14 protein-coding genes are annotated in these 18,836 nt (G+C 56.8%); 12 read left to right on the top strand and 2 right to left on the bottom strand.

Translation table 11 applies throughout. From position 1 onward, the window contains the following. Window positions 1-168: 168 nt before the first annotated feature. The 3 genes from AB8996_RS00520 to AB8996_RS00510 are packed head-to-tail and all read left to right on the top strand — an operon-like array spanning window position 169 to window position 3,508. Entirely contained in the window at window positions 169-666 is a 498-nt protein-coding gene (locus AB8996_RS00520) for a COG2426 family protein (RefSeq protein WP_369297014.1), read from the top strand. Beyond that, a complete protein-coding gene (locus AB8996_RS00515; RefSeq protein ID WP_369297013.1) occupies window positions 666-1,895 on the top strand; it encodes an NAD(P)/FAD-dependent oxidoreductase in 1,230 nt (409 codons plus the stop codon). Before AB8996_RS00520 ends, AB8996_RS00515 begins: the two co-directional genes overlap by 1 nt. A 20-nt stretch (window positions 1,896-1,915) precedes the next feature. After that, window positions 1,916-3,508, top strand: a complete 1,593-nt coding sequence (locus AB8996_RS00510) for an NAD(P)/FAD-dependent oxidoreductase (RefSeq protein ID WP_369297068.1) — start codon at window positions 1,916-1,918, stop codon at window positions 3,506-3,508. A 515-nt stretch (window positions 3,509-4,023) separates the two neighbouring features. Here the strand turns inward: AB8996_RS00510 and AB8996_RS00505 are convergent. Continuing rightward, window positions 4,024-4,896: a sugar phosphate isomerase/epimerase family protein gene (locus AB8996_RS00505; RefSeq protein WP_369297012.1), complete on the bottom strand. Its 873-nt coding sequence runs from the start codon at window positions 4,894-4,896 to the stop codon at window positions 4,024-4,026. Window positions 4,897-5,624: 728 nt separating this feature from the next. Here AB8996_RS00505 and AB8996_RS00500 point away from each other — a divergent pair. Then, a complete protein-coding gene (locus AB8996_RS00500) occupies window positions 5,625-6,680 on the top strand; it encodes an S-layer homology domain-containing protein (RefSeq protein WP_369297011.1) in 1,056 nt (351 codons plus the stop codon). A gap of 14 nt (window positions 6,681-6,694) precedes the next feature. Here AB8996_RS00500 and AB8996_RS00495 read toward each other — a convergent pair whose 3' ends face one another. Continuing rightward, a complete protein-coding gene (locus AB8996_RS00495) occupies window positions 6,695-7,846 on the bottom strand; it encodes a hypothetical protein (RefSeq protein WP_369297010.1) in 1,152 nt (383 codons plus the stop codon). A gap of 54 nt (window positions 7,847-7,900) precedes the next feature. Between AB8996_RS00495 and recJ the strand changes: the two genes are divergently transcribed. From recJ to AB8996_RS00455, 8 genes are all read left to right on the top strand, one after another. Then, window positions 7,901-9,952, top strand: coding sequence for a single-stranded-DNA-specific exonuclease RecJ (gene recJ / locus AB8996_RS00490; RefSeq protein ID WP_369297009.1), 2,052 nt, complete (start codon window positions 7,901-7,903; stop codon window positions 9,950-9,952). A gap of 54 nt (window positions 9,953-10,006) precedes the next feature. Further along, entirely contained in the window at window positions 10,007-12,208 is a 2,202-nt protein-coding gene (locus AB8996_RS00485) for a bifunctional (p)ppGpp synthetase/guanosine-3',5'-bis(diphosphate) 3'-pyrophosphohydrolase (RefSeq protein ID WP_369297008.1), read from the top strand. A gap of 45 nt (window positions 12,209-12,253) precedes the next feature. Next, window positions 12,254-12,694 carry a GNAT family N-acetyltransferase gene (locus AB8996_RS00480; protein WP_369297007.1) on the top strand — a complete coding sequence of 147 codons (441 nt, stop codon included), beginning with the start codon at window positions 12,254-12,256 and terminating at the stop codon, window positions 12,692-12,694. Between the two features lie 89 nt (window positions 12,695-12,783). Further along, on the top strand, window positions 12,784-14,283 hold the full coding sequence (gene hemZ, locus AB8996_RS00475; protein WP_369297006.1) for a coproporphyrinogen dehydrogenase HemZ: 1,500 nt from the start codon (window positions 12,784-12,786) through the stop codon (window positions 14,281-14,283). Continuing rightward, a complete protein-coding gene (locus AB8996_RS00470) occupies window positions 14,225-15,172 on the top strand; it encodes a uridine kinase (RefSeq protein WP_369297005.1) in 948 nt (315 codons plus the stop codon). Before hemZ ends, AB8996_RS00470 begins: the two co-directional genes overlap by 59 nt. 567 nt (window positions 15,173-15,739) lie before the next feature. Next, the gene (locus AB8996_RS00465; protein ID WP_369297004.1) at window positions 15,740-16,153 is read left to right on the top strand and encodes a zinc-ribbon domain-containing protein; all 414 of its coding nucleotides are present in this window, start codon (window positions 15,740-15,742) and stop codon (window positions 16,151-16,153) included. Window positions 16,154-16,415: 262 nt separating this feature from the next. Further along, window positions 16,416-18,173 carry a polysaccharide biosynthesis C-terminal domain-containing protein gene (locus tag AB8996_RS00460; RefSeq protein WP_369297003.1) on the top strand — a complete coding sequence of 586 codons (1,758 nt, stop codon included), beginning with the start codon at window positions 16,416-16,418 and terminating at the stop codon, window positions 18,171-18,173. A 141-nt stretch (window positions 18,174-18,314) separates the two neighbouring features. After that, complete coding sequence (locus tag AB8996_RS00455; RefSeq protein ID WP_369297002.1) at window positions 18,315-18,590, top strand: HU family DNA-binding protein; 276 nt, start codon at window positions 18,315-18,317, stop codon at window positions 18,588-18,590. The last annotated feature ends 246 nt before the right edge of the window (window positions 18,591-18,836 follow it).

Below are 18,836 nucleotides of genomic sequence, written 5' to 3'. Positions count from 1 at the left end.
CCTGCAAAATCATACGCTCTTCTGAAAATGAAAGAATAAATTCAAATAATAATTCCCAGGGAGAAATATCTTCCTGGGAATTTTTTGTAAAATGGGAAAAGCTATGAAAGCGGACTTACTGCCGGACCCGCTCCGGCGTTTCCATTCAAAGAAAGGGAAGTGAAAAGTATGGAAGGTATCGTACAGGCTCTGGTCGGCTTTTTCAGTGAGACCATTCCCGCGGAGCTCACGGTATTTCTGCTGTCGCTCATGCCCATCATCGAGCTGCGCGGCGGGATACTGGCGGCAAAGCTGTTGCATTTAGACATGCTGCGGGCATTTTCTATCTGCCTTGTGGGCACCCTGCTGCCCACGCCCTTTATCCTGCTGTTCATCAATAAGATTTTCGACTGGATGCGGAACACCCGGTTCGTAAAGCTGGTGGACAGGCTGGAAGCCAAGGGCAGGAGCAAGTTCGACAAGATCAACCGCTACAAAACCGTGGGGCTGATGATTTTCGTGGCAATCCCCCTGCCGGGTACCGGGGCGTGGACAGGCTCCCTGGCGGCGGCGCTGATGAAGATGGATTTCAAATCCGCTATGCTGTCCGTGGCGCTGGGCACGCTGATCGCGGATATCATCATGTGCGTGCTGTCCTATGGCGTGCTGGGGCTGGTGATTTCGTGATGAAGCGGTATCGCGTTGCCGTTGTGGGCGGCGGCGCTGCCGGGCTTCTGGCGGCGGTCACGGCAGCCCGCGCCCTGAAAAAGCAAAATATCCCCGGCGGCGTGGTGCTGCTGGAGGGCAACCCCCGCCCGGGAAAAAAGCTTCTCGCCACGGGGAACGGGCGCTGCAACCTGACGAACCTCCACATTTCCCCGGAGCATTACCACGGCGATGTGGAAGCGGCGGCGCCCCTGCTGGGGTCATATCCCGCGAGGCGTATTCTGGCGAAATTTGAGGAGCTTGGGCTTCTCTGCCGCGCGGACAGCGAGGGCAGGGTGTACCCCAACAGCCTGCAGGCTGCGGCGGTGCTGCAAACCCTGTGGAGCGCCTGCGAGGAAGCCGGCGTGGAGCTGCGCTGGGGATTTGCCGTGTCCCAAATAGAAAAGGAAGCGGATCATTTCCAATTGACCGATACCGGCGGGGAAACTATTTCAGCCGGCCGCTGCATTCTGGCAAGCGGCGGCAGGGCTTCTCCCAGGCATTCCTGCCAAAGCTCCGGCTATGAGCTGGCAAAAGCCCTGGGGCATTCCGTCACGCCCCTGATCCCGGCGCTGACGCCCCTGAAAACCTCCGCGAAGCTGTGCAAAGCCCTCAAGGGCATTCGCTGCAAGGCGCGGGTCTCCCTGTGGGAAGAGGGAAAGAAGCTGGGAGAGGAAAGCGGCGAGGTCATCTTTGGAGACGGTCAGATTTCCGGCATCTGCGTGTTCGACCTTTCCTCCCTCCTGACAGCAGCTCCGGCGGAGCTTCGGCTGGACCTGCTGGAGCAGTGGAGCGGGGAAAAGCTTTTCGCCTATTGGAACGCGCTGCAGCAGAACCGCCCGGCTCTGCCCGCCGCCCAGCTTTTTTCCGGGCTGCTCCATCTGCGGGTGGGGCAGGAGCTGACAAAGCTTGCGGGCTTGCCAGGAGATAAAAAAATCTCAGAGCTGCACCGGCAGGATTTTCAAAAGGCTCTGGAAACGGCGAAAAATCTGCGGCTTCCCGTCACCGGGCTGGGCAGCTGGGAAAGCGCCCAGGTCACCTCCGGCGGCGTGCCGCTGTCGGAGCTTGACACAGGGACCATGGAATCCAAACGCTGCTCCGGGCTGCATCTTGCCGGGGAGCTTCTGAACATAAACGGAGACTGCGGCGGCTATAACCTGCATTGGGCATGGCTCACCGCCATGGCGGCAGGGGAAAGCGCCGCGCGATAAAAAAGGAACGGGGTGGGGGAATGCTGAAAATTTCCGGGCTGTCTCTGCCGCTGGATTTTACAGGCGGCGACCTGAAACGGGCTGCCGCCAAAAAGCTGCGCCTGCCCGAAAACGCGCTTCACGAGCTGTGCCTGACCAAAAAATCGGTGGACGCACGGAAGCGGGACAATATCCGCTTTGTCTGCGCCGTGGAAACCGCTGTTGACGGAAGCGAGCAGAAGCTGCTCGCCCGGCTGCGGGACCCCCACGTCCAGCCCGCGAAGCCCTACCACTATGAGCTGCCCAAAGCCCGACCCCTTGCCCAGCGCCCGGTAGTGATCGGCTTTGGTCCGGCGGGGCTGTTTGCCGCCCTGGTCTTAGCCCAGTGCGGGCAGCGCCCTATCGTGGTGGAGCGCGGGCAGCCTGTGGAGGAGCGGGAAAAGACCGTCCGTGCTTTCTGGAACGAGGGGGACTTGGACGGCGACTCCAACGTCCAGTTCGGCGAGGGCGGGGCAGGGGCGTTTTCCGACGGCAAGCTCACCACCGGCACAGGCGACCCCCGCATTCGCAAGGTGCTGGAGGAGCTGGCAGCTGCCGGCGCGCCGGAGGAGATACTCTGGGAAGCAAAGCCCCACATCGGCACGGACAAGCTGCCCGCCACGGTAAAAGCCATTCGGGAAAAAATCCTGTCTTTGGGCGGCGAGGTGCGCTTCTCCACAAAGGTCACGGGCTTTTCTATCAAAAACGGCAGTTTGCAGGGCGTGACCGTGCAGAGCCGGAACGGCACGGAGGAAGCGATCCCCTGCGACAAAGCGATCCTGGCGGTAGGGCACAGCGCCCGGGATATTTTTGAAAAATTATGTAAACTTGAAATCCCTATGGCTCCCAAGCCCTTTTCCGTTGGGGCGCGGATCGAGCACCCCGCCGCCCTGATCGACAAGGCGCAGTACGGCAGCTTTGCCGGGCACCCGGCGCTGGGGGCGGCGGACTACAAGCTTTCCTGCCATTTGCCCGGCGGGCGGGGCGTGTACACGTTTTGCATGTGCCCCGGCGGCACGGTGACGGGCGCGGTTTCCGAGCCGGGCGGTATCGTCACCAACGGCATGAGCCAGTGGGCGCGGGACGGCAAAAACAGCAACGCGGCATTGCTTGTGGGTGTGAGCCCGGAGGATTTCGGGCAGCCGGGCGTCCTCGCTGGGGTGGAGTTCCAGCGCCGTATCGAGCGGGCGGCGTTCCGCCAGACCGATCAGACTTACTTTGCCCCTGCCCAGCGGGTAGCGGATTTTCTGGCGGGCACACCCTCCAAAAGCTTTTCTGTGGTGCAGCCTACCTATCAGCCGGGGGTCGTTCCCGCTGATTTGACGGCTTGCCTGCCGCCCTTTGTGACGGAAGCCATGAAGCAGGCGCTTCCCATTCTGGGCAGGCAGCTTCGCGGCTTTGACGACGGCGACGCAGTGCTTACCGCCCCGGAGACCCGCAGTTCCTCTCCCGTCCGCATTCTTCGGGACGAAAGGCTCCAGTCCCCGTTGGCGGCGGGCTTGTATCCCTGCGGCGAGGGCGCGGGCTACGCGGGGGGAATCGTCTCCGCCGCCGTGGACGGTATCCGCTGCGCGGAAGCGCTGCTCAGCAATTGATAAACAACGGATAAAACAAAAAGCCGGACAGGGAAACCTGTCCGGCTTTTGTCACGCTCCTCCGCGTTGTTGCTTATGGTTGTATTTTGTCGGTTTATCTGATATAATGTATATGCGTCGCAAGGCGCAGGGAGTTCTGCCTAAAACGGTAGGCGGTTTTGACCTTCTGCGGAGGGTCTGCACCCTCTGATTACATAGAAATCTCGAAAGGGAAATCTTGTGAAAAGGAGGGCAGCTTGTGAGTGACTTTGAACTGCTTTCCATTGTTCTGATGGTTCTTGGAATCACTGTAACTTTGGTCATTGCTTTAATCAGAGAAACGAAAAAGTAACCGCCCCCGACCAAAGGCTGCGGTTACTTTCTCGTAAAGTAATCTAATCCGGGTCAACCGTCTATCGGCAGAACTCACCTGTCAGCTCAGACAGCGCTGGGCGTGTGCCACCGGCACACAGCGCCTCTCTTTCTGTTTTTATTATAGCTGTTTGGCGCGTCAATGTCAAGCCTTTTGAAAGTATTTACTGCCGAATTTTCCCCATCAAATACCGCCCGGTGGCATGAAGCAGTCCCAGCGCGTCCCGGTGCAGGGGGCGGGGGAACTTTTGCAGGAAATAGTCCGCTTCAAAGGTGAAGTCCCCCTGATAGCCGATGTCCGACAGCGCGGCGGTCAGGGCAGCAAAGTCGATTTTCTCCGTGAAGGGCAGGGTGTGGCTGTCCTCCCGCAGATTGTTGTCGTGGACGTGCAGCGCCTGCAAACGCTTTGCGCCCATGGTGCGGATATACCCGCCCAGGTCCTCGTCGGTCAGGGCGGTGTGCCCCACGTCGAGACAGCCCACGATCCACGGGCTGCCGATCTCGTCCAGATACTCGCAGAATTCCTGAGGGCGGGAACAGGTGCTGTCGATAATGCGCCCGCCTTCCCGGTTGTACTGCCACATATTTTCACAGGCGACCTTGATGTGAAATTCCTGACAGTAGGGAACCAGGCGGCTGTAAAATTCCAGATTCATTTCCTTCGGCTCCGCTGCGTGGGTGCGGTAGGAAAGATGGTGCTTGGGGTGCACCACGATGATTTTTGCCCCCACAATGGAAGCCGCTTCCATGGCGCGTACGATGTACTGGAACCGCCGCTCGTCCTGCTCCGCGTCCCCAACGCTGGACGCGAAAGGCGCGTGGGACTGGTTGCACACGATCCCGCATTCCTCCGCCACCGCCCGCAGCTTTTTCGCGTACTGCCGGAAATTCGGCGTGTTCATTTCATAGCCCGGCTGGTCGAACATGGAAAACAGGCTCAGGTCGAAAGCGTCGAACCCCGCTTCCGCCAGCATTCGTATGGCGGCTTCGTCCCCGTACACCGCCCCTAAAAATTCTGTCTCTGTAGATAACAGCATGGAAATCCCCCCTTAAATCAGCTTCAGTATAGGCGCATTTTCCGGCGCTGTCAACTATTTCCCGGCGCGGATTTTCCCTGCACAGCATTCCTTTCAAAATCAGTTGAAAAGAATCGAAATTTCTGCTATAATGCATTTGCGTCGAAAGACGCGGGAGGCGCTGGTCTCCAGTGGAGACCGTTCAGCGCTGTCCGACCCGAAAGGGGAGTCCTGCCTAAAACGGTAGGCGGTTGATCCTCCTTAGGAGGGTCTGAACCCTCCTATTAACATACAGTTCTTTTTTGAGAATTTGTAGAGGAGGGAACAGCTTATGAGTGCTTACGAGGCTTTAGTAGTGATGCTGATGGTGTTAACTGTCACTGTTACTTTGCTGATTGCTTTGATCAATAACACAAAGAAGTAACCGCCCCTCACCCAAGGAAAACGGTTACTTCTTTGTAAGCGATTTATTTGGGTCAACCGTCTATCGGCAGACTCCTTCTGTTTTTAGTATACTCGATTCTCCCCTCGGTGTCAACCATTTTTATCTTCGGGTAGGAATCGCACAGCGTCCCTTTTCTATTTTCAGTATACTCGATTCTCCCCGCGCCGTCAACTATTTCCCGGCTTGGTTTCGCGCTATCCGGCAGAAAACCGCAAAAAGGTCTTGCATTCGGCAAGGGAGCCTCCTATAATTAAAACAGAACTTATCGGTGTTACAGAAAAATTGCTTAAAGGAGGTTCCCTCTATGAAACTGCACCGTAAACTTATCTCTTTGCTGTTAACTGCCGCGCTGCTGCTGGGAACGCTGGCGCTGCCCGCTTCCGCAGCCGGAACGCCCTTTACCGACGTGCCGGAAAATATCTGGTATCAGGACGCGGTGACATATGTATATGAGCACGGTCTGTTCAACGGCACCGGCGACGGCAGCACCTTTTCCCCCAACGCGCCTATGACAAGGGGCATGTTCGTGCAGGTGCTTTCCAATAAAACCTCCAATTTTGACAAATCCACCTGGACGGGGAAAAGCAGCTTTTCCGATGTGAGCAAGGATAAATGGTACGCCCCCGCTGTGGAATGGGCTTACCGGGCGGAGCTGATCTCCGGCGTGGGCGATGGGAAATTCGCCCCGGAAAAGAACGTGACAAGAGAGCAGATGGCGGTTATCATGTACAACTACGCCAAGAAAACGGGCAACGACGCCAGCTTTGACAGCGATATCCTTTCCCAGTTCCCCGATGGCGGCTCTGTTTCCAGCTGGGCGAAGGAAGCCATGCAGTGGGCGGTGACCCACAAGGTGGTGAACGGCAGCAACGGGAAGCTGAACCCCCAAAATAACGCCCAGCGCTGCGAGGTAGCCCAGGTGGCGGTGAACGCCGACCCTGTTCTGGAAAACACCACTGTGGAAGCCGACCCCAATTTTGACCCCACCTTTGTTGACCCCACCCCCGACGATTTGCCCGAGGGGGCTTTGACTTATCAGGAATTTGTGGATATGTTTCCAAACATGAAAGTTCACGAGGAAGGATACTATATCTACATGTGCGCAAATGGAGATCCAAGGGACATTTCAAAAATTCAAGCACTTAGAGCTACAGGGATATCAACTCTTCGTTCTTATGCTCTTACTCACATAGAAACGTTAAAAAAGTACTATACAGTTGATATTACACAGGCAGAGTCATTGCTTTTAGCTTATTGTTTAGGTCCTTGGAATGATGTCAATATTCTTTTTTTAACCTATTATCCCGGGCGTAGCGACCATCGTATTGAAGGAAGCATTTATTGGTATACAGGAATGTGATTGGACAGTGTTCGTTAAGAGCCTATTACGTCCCAAAGAGAAGCAATGCTGTTGGAGTGGGAAGCAACTGTAGTTTCCAAATCACTTAGCCTTTTTTCCAATTTTCCCAAAGCCTGCTCTACATTGACCCAACCATCCTTATTTGTAAGCGGCGGGCAAGCTCCGGTTGAAGCAATGCTTAATATCCCTCGAACGGAAAAGCTACTTTGAGCCGTGGTAAGATTTTTTAACCAGATTCCTTTTTGGGCTTCTAAGCTAATTCCACCAGTTTTTGCTTGCAGCCCTATGCCCTTCTCAGATATTACTTTCAACAATACGGTCGGCGTACCACTTCCGTCATCACCTGGTTCTTGTCCCATAGTACCCAATACAGGCTTTTCTTCTGTATCGGTATCTTCATACCAGATCATCTCTGGAGACTCAATTTTAGGCGAATAGATATTGGTACCTGTGATAAAAGTGCCATTTTGTGCGCCATTGGTCAGGGTAATGTTGCCCTTCATGGTAATATTGCCGTTAGAATCAATATGCAGGGTGGTAGTTCCGGCAGGGTTTTTGATGGTAAGCCCGTGAAGATCGAGATAGTCAGCGGCAAATTTATAGGTATTCGGCACCATCATTTCCTCACCGTTTTGATCCAGATATTTTGCAGCTCGAATCGTCCCTTTGAAGAACGCATCGCCGGTTTCTATGTCCGCATAGAAGCTGGCGTTTTCTTTTTTGATTTCCACGCCGTTTTCTGTTTTGGTATAAATCGGCTCTTTTCCCATGGCAATGCCGATGTCCGGGTTTAAGGAAAGCTGGTTTCCATGGGCGTAAATGTTAAAGTCCGCATTGTGCAGCTTTGCCCCATTCTCGTCCACCTGGAACAGCACGGTTTTGTTGTCCTCGGTCTTTGCCTGTATCATCAGCTTTTTGCTTGCCAGCAAAGTACCAACAATGTTGGGGGCCACAACGCCGAAGCAGTCTCCCCTGGTTTCGTCCTTGAAACGCCCAATCGCCATTTTCACCGTTTCAAAGCCATCGGCTGTGAACACAATGTTGTTGTTGAGCATGGCGATCTGGTCGTCCTCGTAGCCCTCGGCGTGGTTTTGCTCATTTTTCCATTTCCGCAGCTTTAAGCCCCCAAAGTATTTTCCGCCTGTTCCTTGCTTTTTTCTCCCCAAAATGATAAAATAAGTTTTTAATTGGGAAAGAATGTGGGAAAGGGGGAAAAGAACATGGATTTGAAGCTGTGGCAGGTGGCGCCGCTGGATAAGGAGCGGGCGGCTCAGCTGGCGGAGCGGTACTCCCTGCCCTTTTTCCTCGCCATGCTGCTGGAGATACGCGGCTACCGCACAGAGCAGCAGGTGCAGGCGCTTTTGGGCGGCGGGGAAGAGCTTTCCGACCCCTTTCTGATGAAAGATATGGACAAAGCGGTGGAGCGCATTCGCCGCGCCGTTGACAATTTTGAAAAAATCGCCGTGTACGGGGATTACGATGCCGACGGCGTTACCGCCACCTCCATGCTTTTCACCTATCTGGAAGCCGTGGGCGCGGACGTTCTCTATTATATTCCCCAGCGGGAGGGGGAAGGCTATGGCATGAACCGCCACGCCGTGGAACTGCTCCACGAGCAGGGGGTCAAGCTGATCGTCACCGTGGATAACGGCATTTCCTCCGTGGAGGAGGTGGCGCTGGCGAACAGCCTGCAAATGGACGTGGTGGTGACGGACCACCACCGCCCCCAGAAGACCCTGCCGGAAGCCGTTGCCGTGGTGGACGCTTACCAGCCCGGGGACAACAGCCCCTACAAGGACTTTTCCGGCGCGGGTGTGGCGCTGAAGCTGCTCATCGCGTTGGAAGACGGCAACGTGGAGGGCATTTTGACAGAATACGCCGATCTGGCGACCATCGGCACGGTGGGGGACGCTGTGCCCGTCACCGGGGAAAACCGGCTGATCGTCCGGGTGGGGCTGCAAAGCCTGTCCCGCAGCGGCAGACCCGGCGTTTCCGCCCTGATGGAGCGCAGCGGCGCTTCGGAACGGGAGCTTACCGCCACCGGGCTTTCCTTCACGCTGATCCCCAGGATCAACGCCACCGGCAGAATGGGAGCCCCGGAGCGGGCGGTGAAGCTGCTCTGCTGTGAATATGAGGAGGAAGCGGACGCCCTCGCCGAGGAGATTTGCGCCGACAACGACCGCCGCCGTCAGGAGGAAGCCCTTATTTCTCAGGAAGCGGTGGCAAAAATAGAAGCCGACCCCGCCCTGCGGTACAGCCGGGTGATCGTGGTCAGCGGCAAGGGCTGGCACCACGGTGTGCTGGGCATTGTGGCGGCGCGTATCACCGACCGTTTCGGCAAGCCCTCCTTTGTCCTTTCCGAGGACGGGGACAGCGCCAGGGGCAGCGGGCGCAGCGTGGAGGGCTTTTCGCTGTTTGACGCCATCAGCGCCTGCGGGGACTGCCTGGAACGCTTCGGCGGGCACCCCATGGCGGCTGGCGTCATGCTGCGAACCGAGCAAATCGACGATTTCCGCAGGAAAATCAACGCATACGCAGCAAGGGTATGCCCGGAAATGCCCGCCCCGGTGCTGAAGCTGGATTGCCGCCTGAACCCGGCGTCCTTAAACGCCGATATGCCCCGGGCAATGCAGCGGCTGGAACCCTTCGGCGGCGGCAATCCCCAGCCCCTGTTCGGGCTGTTCGGCATGGAACTGCGGGAGATCGTCCCCGTGGGGAAAGGGGAGCACCTGCGGCTGATCTGCCAGAAAAACGGTTCCTTTCTCACCTGTATGCGGTTCCGCACCCGCCCGGAGGATTTCCCGTTCCATATCGGTGACAGGCTGGATCTGGCGGTGTCTCTGGATTTGCGGGAGTTCCGGGGCGACGTACATTTGACGGTCAATGTCCGGGATATCCGGCTGTCCGATCTGGAGGACGCCGAGGTCCTGCACGCTTACCGGGTGTATGAGAAATTCCGCCGGCGGGAACCACTGAGCGGGGAGGAGCGGGCGCTGCTTGCCCCCGACCGCAGGGCGCTGGCGGCGCTGTACCGGCGGCTCAGCTCCCTGCACGGCGCTTCCTTTGGGCTGAGAGCCTTATCCCTTTCCCTGCGGGAGCAGGGCTTTAATCTGGGCAAGCTGCTGCTCAGCCTGGATATGCTGGAGGAGCGGGGGCTTGTGCAGTGCAGCGCGCAGGGCGAAATGATGACAGCGCTGCTGCAAAAAACAGAGGGGAAAGTGGATATGTTCGCGTCCCCGGTCTACATAGAATTGCAAGCGCTGGCTGAATAGGCGCGTTTATCGCGTTTAGGATAGAACAGGCGGAAAACAGGAGAGGTGTATCCCATGGAACTGGCGGTGCAGATCAGCACCTATGAGGAGCTGCAAAAAATCATCGCTGAAAGTGAAAAAGAATACGATAAGGAGCGCATCGACAGGGCGTACCGCTGTGCGGAGGAAAAACACAGCACCCAGAAGCGCAGCTCCGGCGAGCCCTATATTATCCACCCGCTGTCCGTGGCGGCCATTCTGGTTGGGCTGGGCATGGACACGGATTCCGTCATGGCAGGTCTGCTCCATGACGTGGTGGAGGACACCGACTGCACGCTGGAAGACCTGACGAAAGAATTTGGCACGGAGGTCGCCCAGCTGGTGGACGGCGTTACCAAGCTGGGTCAGATTCCCTATTCCTCCCGGGAGGAGCAGCAGGCGGAGAACCTGCGGAAAATGCTGATGGCAATGGCGGAGGATATCCGGGTCATCATCATCAAATTTGCGGACAGAATGCACAATTTGACTACACTGGAGTACATGACGCCCCAAAAGCAGCGGGACAAGGCGCTGGAATGCGTGGAGGTGTACGCCCCCATCGCGCACCGTCTGGGTATCCGCCGGGTCAAGGAATTTATGGAGGACATTTCCCTGCAGTATCTTGACCCCACCGCCTACCACGAGATTGAAAAGGATTTGGAAGCCCGCAGCGACAGCCGGAAGCAGTTCATCGAGGACACCAAGGCGCAGATCAGGGAGCGTATCCAGCCTTCCATTCCCAATGTGTACATTGAGGGCAGGGTAAAGAGCGTTTACGGTATTTATCGGAAAATGTTCATTCAGGGCAAAAGCTTTGAAGAAATTTACGATGTTTTCGCCGTCCGCGTCATTGTGGACACCATCGAGGACTGCTACAACGTGCTGGGCATTATCCACGATATGTTCCAGCCCCTGCCCAATCGGTTCAAGGACTATATTTCCACCCCAAAGCCCAATATGTACCGCTCCCTGCACACCACGGTCATCAATAAAGCCGGCGTGCCTTTTGAGGTGCAGATACGCACCTGGGAAATGCACCACACCGCGGAATACGGCATTGCCGCCCACTGGAAGTATAAGCTGGGAATGTCCGCCAAGGAGTCGGAAAACAGCATTCTGGACGACCGCCTTACCTGGATCCGCCAAATGCTGGAAAACCAGGCGGAAAGCGAGGACGTCACCGATCTGGTGCACTCCATCAAGAGCGACCTCATGCCCGAGGAGGTGTTTGTCTTCACGCCGAAGGGCGATGTGGTGAACCTGCCCATGGGTTCTACCGTTATCGACTTTGCCTACGCCATTCACAGCGCCGTGGGCAACCGCATGGTGGGGGCGAAGGTGGATAAGCGCATCGTGCCGCTGGATTATAAGGTCAAAACCGGGGAGATCATCGAGATACTCACCACCAAGGAAGCAGGAAAGGGACCTAACCGGGACTGGCTCACCATCGTGCGCACCAGCGAGGCCCGGAACAAGATTCGCGCGTGGTTCAAAAAGGAAAAGCGGGACGACAACATCATTGAGGGCAAAGCGGAGCTGGAACGGGAGTTCCGCCGCAGCGGGATCACCATGGCGCCGGGGCTGATGGATTATATGCTGGACAGCATTGGCAGGCGCTACAGCTGTGTCACCGCCGATGATTTCTATGCCGCTATCGGCTACGGCGGCATTCAGCTCTGGAAGGTGCTGCCCCGTATTCGGGAGGAATACCAGCGCCTGACGAAAACCGCCGAGCCGGAGGCTCTGCCCCGGCAGGTGCCCCCGGCAGAACCGAAGCAGAAGGTTGCAAGCGGCGTTTTGATCGACGGCATGGACAACTGCCTGATCAAATTCTCCCGCTGCTGCAACCCCCTGCCCGGGGACGAGATCGTCGGCTTCATCACCCGGGGCTTCGGCGTGTCCATTCACAAGCGCTCCTGTACCAACGTCCCCCAGGACCTCACTCTCTGCCCGGAGCCGGAGCGCTGGGTCAGCGCCCATTGGGAGGGGGATATCAAGGACGATTTCAAGTCCACCCTCCACATCATTGCCATTGACCGCGGCGGTCTGCTGGCAGACGTGACCCAGCAGCTTTCCAATATGCATATTTTCATTCATTCCCTCAATTCCCGGCAGGAGCGCAACAGCGAAAACGCCTTTATTTCCGCCACGATCTCCATTAACGGCCTCCCGCAGCTGCAAAGCATTATCGAGCGGCTGATGAAGATCCCCGGTGTCATTTCCATCGACCGCTCCTGACCCGGACAGTCAGAGATCAGTTTTTCACCGGCAAGGAGAGTTTTTATGGAGACAACGGTTGAAATCAAGAGTGAGCGCATTTCCCCGGAGGAATATATTGACTTTTTGAAGCGCACCGATCTGGGGGCGCAGTACCCCAGGGAGAGATTCCGGGAACGGATCGAAAAGCTGGTAAAAAATGTTTCCATCAGCCTTGCCGCCCGAAACAGGGAAGGTCTGCTGGTGGGCGTGCTCTTTGGCTTGACGGACTTTTCCTACTGGCTGTATGTGACGGATCTGGGCGTCGACAGGGCGTACGAGGGTCGCGGGATCGGGACAAGGCTGATGCGGACGGCTCATGAGATGGCAGGCGGCGAAAAGGATATCGCCGTATATCTCATCGCAAATGAAAACGCCGTGCCATTTTACGAGAAGCTGGGCATGAAAAAGGCGGAGGACGTCATGCAGTACAACCACATTGAATGGACGGAATTTGTGATATCATAGACACTGGATTCTGGATTCTAGATGCTGGAAAGGGCAAAAAATCCGTTTGAAAAAATTTCTACAGCGAAATTGAAAAAGGAGGGCGGCATATGCTGCTGACGATCGCGGGGCACTCGTTCCGCTATGAATGTGAAAACCTTTGCCGCCTGTTTTTTCCCTACAGCCCGGTGCGAGTGGCGCCGGGGGAACAGCCGGAAGCAAGTGAGCCCTGGACCCAAACCGTCATAACTGCCGCCGGGGAAGCATATGAATATCGGGTTACGGTGTCCGACGGGCAAAAGCAGCTCACCCGCGCTGATTTTCAGAAAACCCTTACGGAATACGGCTTGACCGACCTGCTCTACACCGCCTTTGTAGAGCTGACAGGCTATACCCCCGCCTGGGGAATGCTGACGGGCATTCACCCGGTAAAGCTCCTGCGCCAGTATTGCGAGGAGCTGGGGGAGACGGCAGGTGTGGAAAAATTCCGCAGCCACGGGCACGTCAGCGGGAAAAAAGCCGACCTTGCCCTCCGGGTGCTGCGGGCGCAGACCCCGGCGGTAAAGGCACTTTCGGAAAACGATTTCAGTTTATACGTGTCCATTCCCTTTTGCCCCACCCGCTGTTCCTACTGTTCTTTCGTGTCCCAAAGCGTGGAGCAGTCCAAAAAGCTGATCGAGCCCTATTTTGAGCTGCTGCTGAAGGAGCTGGAAAAGACGGCGCAGGTCACAAAAGCGCTGGGGCTGACCCTTTGCACCGCCTACATTGGCGGCGGCACGCCCACCACGCTGTCCGCTTCCCAGCTTTCCCGGCTTTGCGAAAAGATTCAGGAGCAGTTTGATTTTTCCCGCTGCACGGAGTTTACCGTGGAAGCCGGCAGACCCGATACCATCGACCGGGAAAAGCTTTCCGCCCTGCTCGCTTCCGGCGTGACGCGCATCAGCATCAACCCCCAGTCCCTGTCCGATCAGGTGCTGGAAAATATCGGGCGGCGGCACACCGTTCAGGACGTGCTGGACGCCTTTGCGCTGGCAAAGGAAATGGGCTTCCGGGAAATCAACGCTGACCTGATCGTCGGTCTGCCCGGCGACGATCTGCAGGGTTTTCAGAAGACGCTGGACGGCGTGATCTCTCTGGGCGCCGCCAATGTCACCGTCCATTCGCTGGCGCTGAAGCGTTCCGCCCGGCTGGTCTCTGAGGGCGGCGACCTTTCCCTGCACAGAAAAGGCGAGGAGACCGCCGCCATGGTGGACTATTCCGTCCGCCGCCTGACGGAGGAAGGCTTCGAGCCATACTATTTATACCGCCAGACCAGAATGGCGGGCAATCAGGAAAACACCGGCTGGGCAAAGCCAGGCAACCTCTGCCGGTACAATATCTACACCATGGACGAATCCAGCTCTGTCATCGCCTGCGGCGCCGGCGGCGTCACAAAGCTCAGGGACCCCTACAGTGACAGGCTGGAGCGCATTTTCAATTTCAAATACCCTTATGAATATATTTCCCGCAATGGGGAAATTCTTAGCAGAAAGGAGGGCGTCACAGACCTGTATGAGCAATTTCGCAAGCGGCTACATGAAGTACATCAATCATCTGGAGCAGATCAATGACGGCGCGGTAAGCTGCCCGCAGAAGATGATCGACGAGGTGGAGGGCGCCTATCAGGAAAGCCTGCGCAATATTGCCCGGAATATCCGGGAGCAGCACGCCGGTGTGCGGGTCGTCATGCTGGCGGGTCCCAGCAGCAGCGGCAAGACCACCACCGCCCATCTGCTGCAGGCCTATCTGTCGGAGTTCGGCGGGCGGGCGCATATCATTTCCCTGGACGATTTTTACCGGGGAAGGGGGCTTGCGCCCATTCTGCCCAATGGAAATTACGATTATGAATCCATCGAAGCGCTGGACGTGGAGCGGGTGAAAAGCTGCCTGAAGGCGGTGACCTCCACCGGGAAATTCAGCGTGCCGAGGTACAATTTCTCTCTGGGCAGACCAGAGGAGGAAGAGCGCGGCTATGAGATCGGCGAACACGATCTGGTGATCGTTGAGGGCATTCACGGCTTGAACCCCGTTTTCACCGGGGAACTGCCGGAGGACGCCTGCGTCAAGCTGTATGTCAGCGTGAAGCAGCAGATCAAGGACGCCAACGGGGAAGTGATCTCTCCCATGGACCTGCGTCTGGTGCGCCGGATCGTCCGGGATATCCAGTTCCGCAATACTGCGGCGGAGCACACCCTCTCCATGTGGGAGGAGGTGGTGTCCGGCGAGGACAAATATATCCGCCCCTACCGCATCAGCGCCGACTACACCGTCAATTCCATTCATATCTATGAGCCCTGCGTCCTGCGCACGGTGGCGATTCCCCTCCTGCGCAGCATCGCCGCGGACAGTCTCTATTACCGCAAAGCCCGGGACCTGGAGTCCCGCCTGATGCGGTTCGAGCCCATCGACCCCGCGCTGGTGCCGGAAACGTCCATGCTCCGGGAATTTTTGGGGAATTAGTTGTTAGCCCGGCGTACCGCCGGAGGCAAGACGAGAAGACAGCGGGTACTTTTCGCAAATACGTGTCCCGACCGGAAGATGTATAGATAAATTGTAGTTTAGCAGTTGCCGGAGAAACCGTTTTCCAAAGCTCCTGCTTTCGCACATTTAGATCCCTGCCTTTTCGATCATGCTGCCGTGTGCGATTTTTTTCTTTCTTCGGTGGGGGACTTCGGTCTCGCCTTTGGCTCGGTCAGCGCTGAACGGTCTCCACCGGAGACCAGCGCCCCCTCCTCCCCCCCTCTGAGAAAGGGCAAATAGCCTGCGGTTTTCCCATCGGGAGTAAATAATTGCTCATTGCTCATTTCTCATTGCCCATTTCATGCGTACTAAACTATCATTTACCGTCCTTATCTTATCTAGTATCCAGCATCTAGCGTCCAGCATCTAAAATGCGGTTCCGTAAGAGAAATGTAAACCATTTGAAAGGGATTTCCCTCTTTACTTTCCTGAAAATGGTTGTTATAATGAAAACACAGAGATGAAAAGCTCTGAATTTTTGGAAAATCAAGAAGGAGGAATACCAACATGGGAATTCTGGATGATGTGGTCATAAACGCAAAGTCTGCTGCGGAGGCTGTGGGCAAAAGAGCCGGTCAGTTCGTAGACGCGTCCAAGCTGCGTATCAATGTCGCGGAGCTGAACGCTGAGATCAGCAAGCGTTATGAGGCGCTGGGAGAGTATGTTTACGAATCCTGCCGCGCCAAGCTGGCGGATGACGCGGAAGCAGTGGGCAAGATCGCCGAGATCGACGAGCTGAAGAACCAGCATGCCGCTGTCAACAAGGAGCTGAACGACAAGCAGAACAAGGTCGTCTGCCCCAACTGCGGGAAGCGCAGCCCCAATACCGTGCAGTTCTGCAGCAACTGCGGCACAAAGCTTGTCATTGACCAGCCCGCCGCGGAGGAGCCCAAGACCACGGATACCAACGACGAACAGTAATAGGATCGCCAAAAAGAGCCGGCTGGCAAAAGCCGGTTCTTTTTTTGCGCCCATTTCCGCCCCCCGCCGGGGAATCCCCGCCCCATGTTCCACATAAGAATGGAAAAGCGGCTTTTGCCCTGTTATCCGCTATCGCTCTTTCTGCGGCTTGGATACGAAAAGGATATCTCCATACCGGCAAGCATGCCAAGCGCGAAATATCCGGGCAAAGCCTGAAAAAGCCTTGCGGCGCGAATTGGCAGCCGCAAAGTTCTGATGAGGAATGATGGATTTGAAACAGAGGCGCAAAGGGCTTCGGCAGAATTTTCTCCACGGCGCGTTGATTCTCACCGCCGGTATGGCGGTCGTAAAGGTGATCGGGGCGCTGTTCAAGATTCCCCTGAAATACGCTATTGGGGAATACGGCATGGGGCTGTTCAACGTGGCGTACAATTTTTACGGACCTGTTTTCAGCCTGGCGACTGCCGGCTTCCCTGTGGCGGTGTCCCGCATGGTGTCGGAAAACCGCTCACTGGGAAGATGGAACGATGTGCGGCAGGTCAAAAGGGTGTCGCTTCCCTTATTCCTGACCCTGGGCGGCGCGGGAATGCTCCTCCTTACCGCGTTCGCGCCCTTTTACTGCACCCATATCATCGGCACGCCCTATGCCCTGGCTCCCGTGCTGGCGCTGGCGCCTGCCATTCTTTTTGCCTGTCTGGGTTCCGTCTACCGGGGCTATTATGAGGGCTTGCAGAACATGATCCCCACCGCCGCCTCGGAGGTGGTGGAAGCGGTCGTCAAGCTGCTGCTGGGGCTTTCCGCCGGGCGCTGGGTGGTTTCCCGCTGCACGGAGGAATATGTCCGGGCGGGCACGGTGTTTTCCATTTTGCCCCGATCTGCCGACGACGCCATGTTCCTGACCTTGTCCTTCGGCGCGGCAGCCGCCGTATTGGGCGTGACCTTTGGCTCGCTCATGGCCCTGTGCTATCTGGCGGTCCGCCACAGGCGCGTGGGCGATGGGATCGACCCCTGCCTGTACCGGCTTTCGCCAGCCCCGGCAGGCAGGAAGCGGACGGCGAAACGCCTGCTTTCCATTACCCTGCCCATAGCCCTTGGTTCCATTGCCACCAACGTGACCGGGCTGATCGACGCCACCTTTTTGCAGAGCCGCCTTGCCGGGATCTTGCAGCAGTTCCCCGACAGGCTGCTGTCCTGCTTTTCCGGCATGATCCCCCAGGTCTATCTGGAGCACCCGGAAACCGTGCCGACTTATCTTTACGGCTGCTATACGCTGGCAATGACCGTGTACCTTCTCGTCCCGGCGCTGACACAGGCGATCGGCATCAGCGCTTTGCCCACGGTGACGGAAGCGTGGGCAAGGGGAGAGAAAAAGGAAATCGGCAGCCGCATTTGCTCTGTCAGCCGTATCACGGCGCTGTTCTGCTTCCCGGCAGGTCTTGGCATTGCCGCCTTGGCGGAGCCTATCGTCCGGGTGCTGTACGGGGACGACAGCTCCGCTCCGATCATTGCCGGGGTGCTGGTGCTGCTGGGGGTCGCGTCCCTTGCCGCAGCCATGTGCGCCCCCTTATCCAGTATGCTGCAGGCGGTAGGGCGGGCGGACCTGCCCGTAAAGCTTCTTCTCTGCGCCATGACGGTAAAGCTCCTGACAAACTGGCTCCTCTGCGGCATTCCAGAGCTGAATATCTACGGCGCCGCCATCGGCACCTTTGTCTGCTACCTGTTCCTGGCGGTTTCCCAGTTCCTTTGCCTGCGGAAGGTCAGCGGCGTACCGCTTTCCGCGAAAAAGCTGTTCCTCCAGCCGTTCCTTTGCGCCCTTCTATGCGGGGTTTCCGCCAGGACCGCTTTTTTCTTCCTGCGTCCTTTTTTGCCCGCCGGGAGTTTTGGGGAAGCTGCCGCGCTGGGAATTTCCGTCCTTTGCGGCGCCGGGATTTACTTCCTCGGCGTCCTGATTTGGGGCGGAGAAGGAGTAGCAGAAATAAAAATCCTGATAAAACCACAAAAAATTCGCAAAAACACTTGAAAAATGGGAAAGGATATGATATGATTGCAAGCGTTACGAACTTTCGGCGCTTTTTGCCGGGCAAGTATCAAGAATTGCGGCTGGTATCACTGAGAGTGGAAAGAGAGTTTCTGCCGCACAATAAACTGGAGGTTGTCCAAAATGAACAAGTCTGAATTGATCGCAGAAGTTGCCGCTAAGGCAGAAATCACCAAGAAGGATGCCGACGCTGCTGTTGGCGCAGTTATCGAGGCTATTACCAACGCTCTGAAGAAGGGCGATAAGGTTCAGCTGGTTGGCTTTGGTACTTTTGAGGTTCGCGCTCGCGGCGCCCGTACCGGCCGTGATCCCCGCACCAATAAGGAAATCCAGATCCCTGCTTCCAAGGCTCCTGCCTTTAAGGCTGGCAAGGCTCTGAAGGAGACTGTAAACAAGTAAGTTTCGCAGCAACAGAAAGGCTTGGGATTCTTTCCCAGGCCTTTTTTCGTGGAGCCAGCGTGTACTGGTCGTGACCGGGCGACCCGACCGCGGCAATTCACAAGAGGAAAATCTTTTTGTGGAGCCAGCGTGTACTGGTCGTGACCGGGCGACCCGACCGCGGCAATTTACAAGAGGAAAATCTTTTTGTGGAGCCAGCGTGTACTGGTCGTGACCGGGCGACCCGACCGCGGCAATTCACAAGAG

The organism is uncultured Neglectibacter sp. (assembly GCA_937958185.1).
Classification (GTDB): Bacteria; Bacillota; Clostridia; order Oscillospirales; family Acutalibacteraceae; genus Acutalibacter.
The sequence above is the reverse complement of the archived record's forward strand: the minus strand, read 5'-3'. Positions and strand labels throughout refer to the sequence as shown.

Bases quoted from the DNA above. Each gene is read 5' to 3' on its own strand.
- AB8996_RS00515 (WP_369297013.1), top strand. From the start codon at position 666: ATGAAGCGGTATCGCGTTGCCGTTGTGGGCGGCGGCGCTGCCGGGCTT.
- AB8996_RS00505 (WP_369297012.1), bottom strand. From the start codon at position 4,896: ATGCTGTTATCTACAGAGACAGAATTTTTAGGGGCGGTGTACGGGGAC.
- recJ (WP_369297009.1), top strand. From the start codon at position 7,901: ATGGATTTGAAGCTGTGGCAGGTGGCGCCGCTGGATAAGGAGCGGGCG.
- AB8996_RS00485 (WP_369297008.1), top strand. From the start codon at position 10,007: ATGGAACTGGCGGTGCAGATCAGCACCTATGAGGAGCTGCAAAAAATC.
- AB8996_RS00460 (WP_369297003.1), top strand. From the start codon at position 16,416: ATGATGGATTTGAAACAGAGGCGCAAAGGGCTTCGGCAGAATTTTCTC.
- AB8996_RS00465 (WP_369297004.1), top strand. From the start codon at position 15,740: ATGGGAATTCTGGATGATGTGGTCATAAACGCAAAGTCTGCTGCGGAG.
- AB8996_RS00500 (WP_369297011.1), top strand. From the start codon at position 5,625: ATGAAACTGCACCGTAAACTTATCTCTTTGCTGTTAACTGCCGCGCTG.
- AB8996_RS00510 (WP_369297068.1), top strand. From the start codon at position 1,916: ATGCTGAAAATTTCCGGGCTGTCTCTGCCGCTGGATTTTACAGGCGGC.
- hemZ (WP_369297006.1), top strand. From the start codon at position 12,784: ATGCTGCTGACGATCGCGGGGCACTCGTTCCGCTATGAATGTGAAAAC.
- AB8996_RS00480 (WP_369297007.1), top strand. From the start codon at position 12,254: ATGGAGACAACGGTTGAAATCAAGAGTGAGCGCATTTCCCCGGAGGAA.
- AB8996_RS00520 (WP_369297014.1), top strand. From the start codon at position 169: ATGGAAGGTATCGTACAGGCTCTGGTCGGCTTTTTCAGTGAGACCATT.
- AB8996_RS00455 (WP_369297002.1), top strand. From the start codon at position 18,315: ATGAACAAGTCTGAATTGATCGCAGAAGTTGCCGCTAAGGCAGAAATC.
- AB8996_RS00470 (WP_369297005.1), top strand. From the start codon at position 14,225: ATGAGCAATTTCGCAAGCGGCTACATGAAGTACATCAATCATCTGGAG.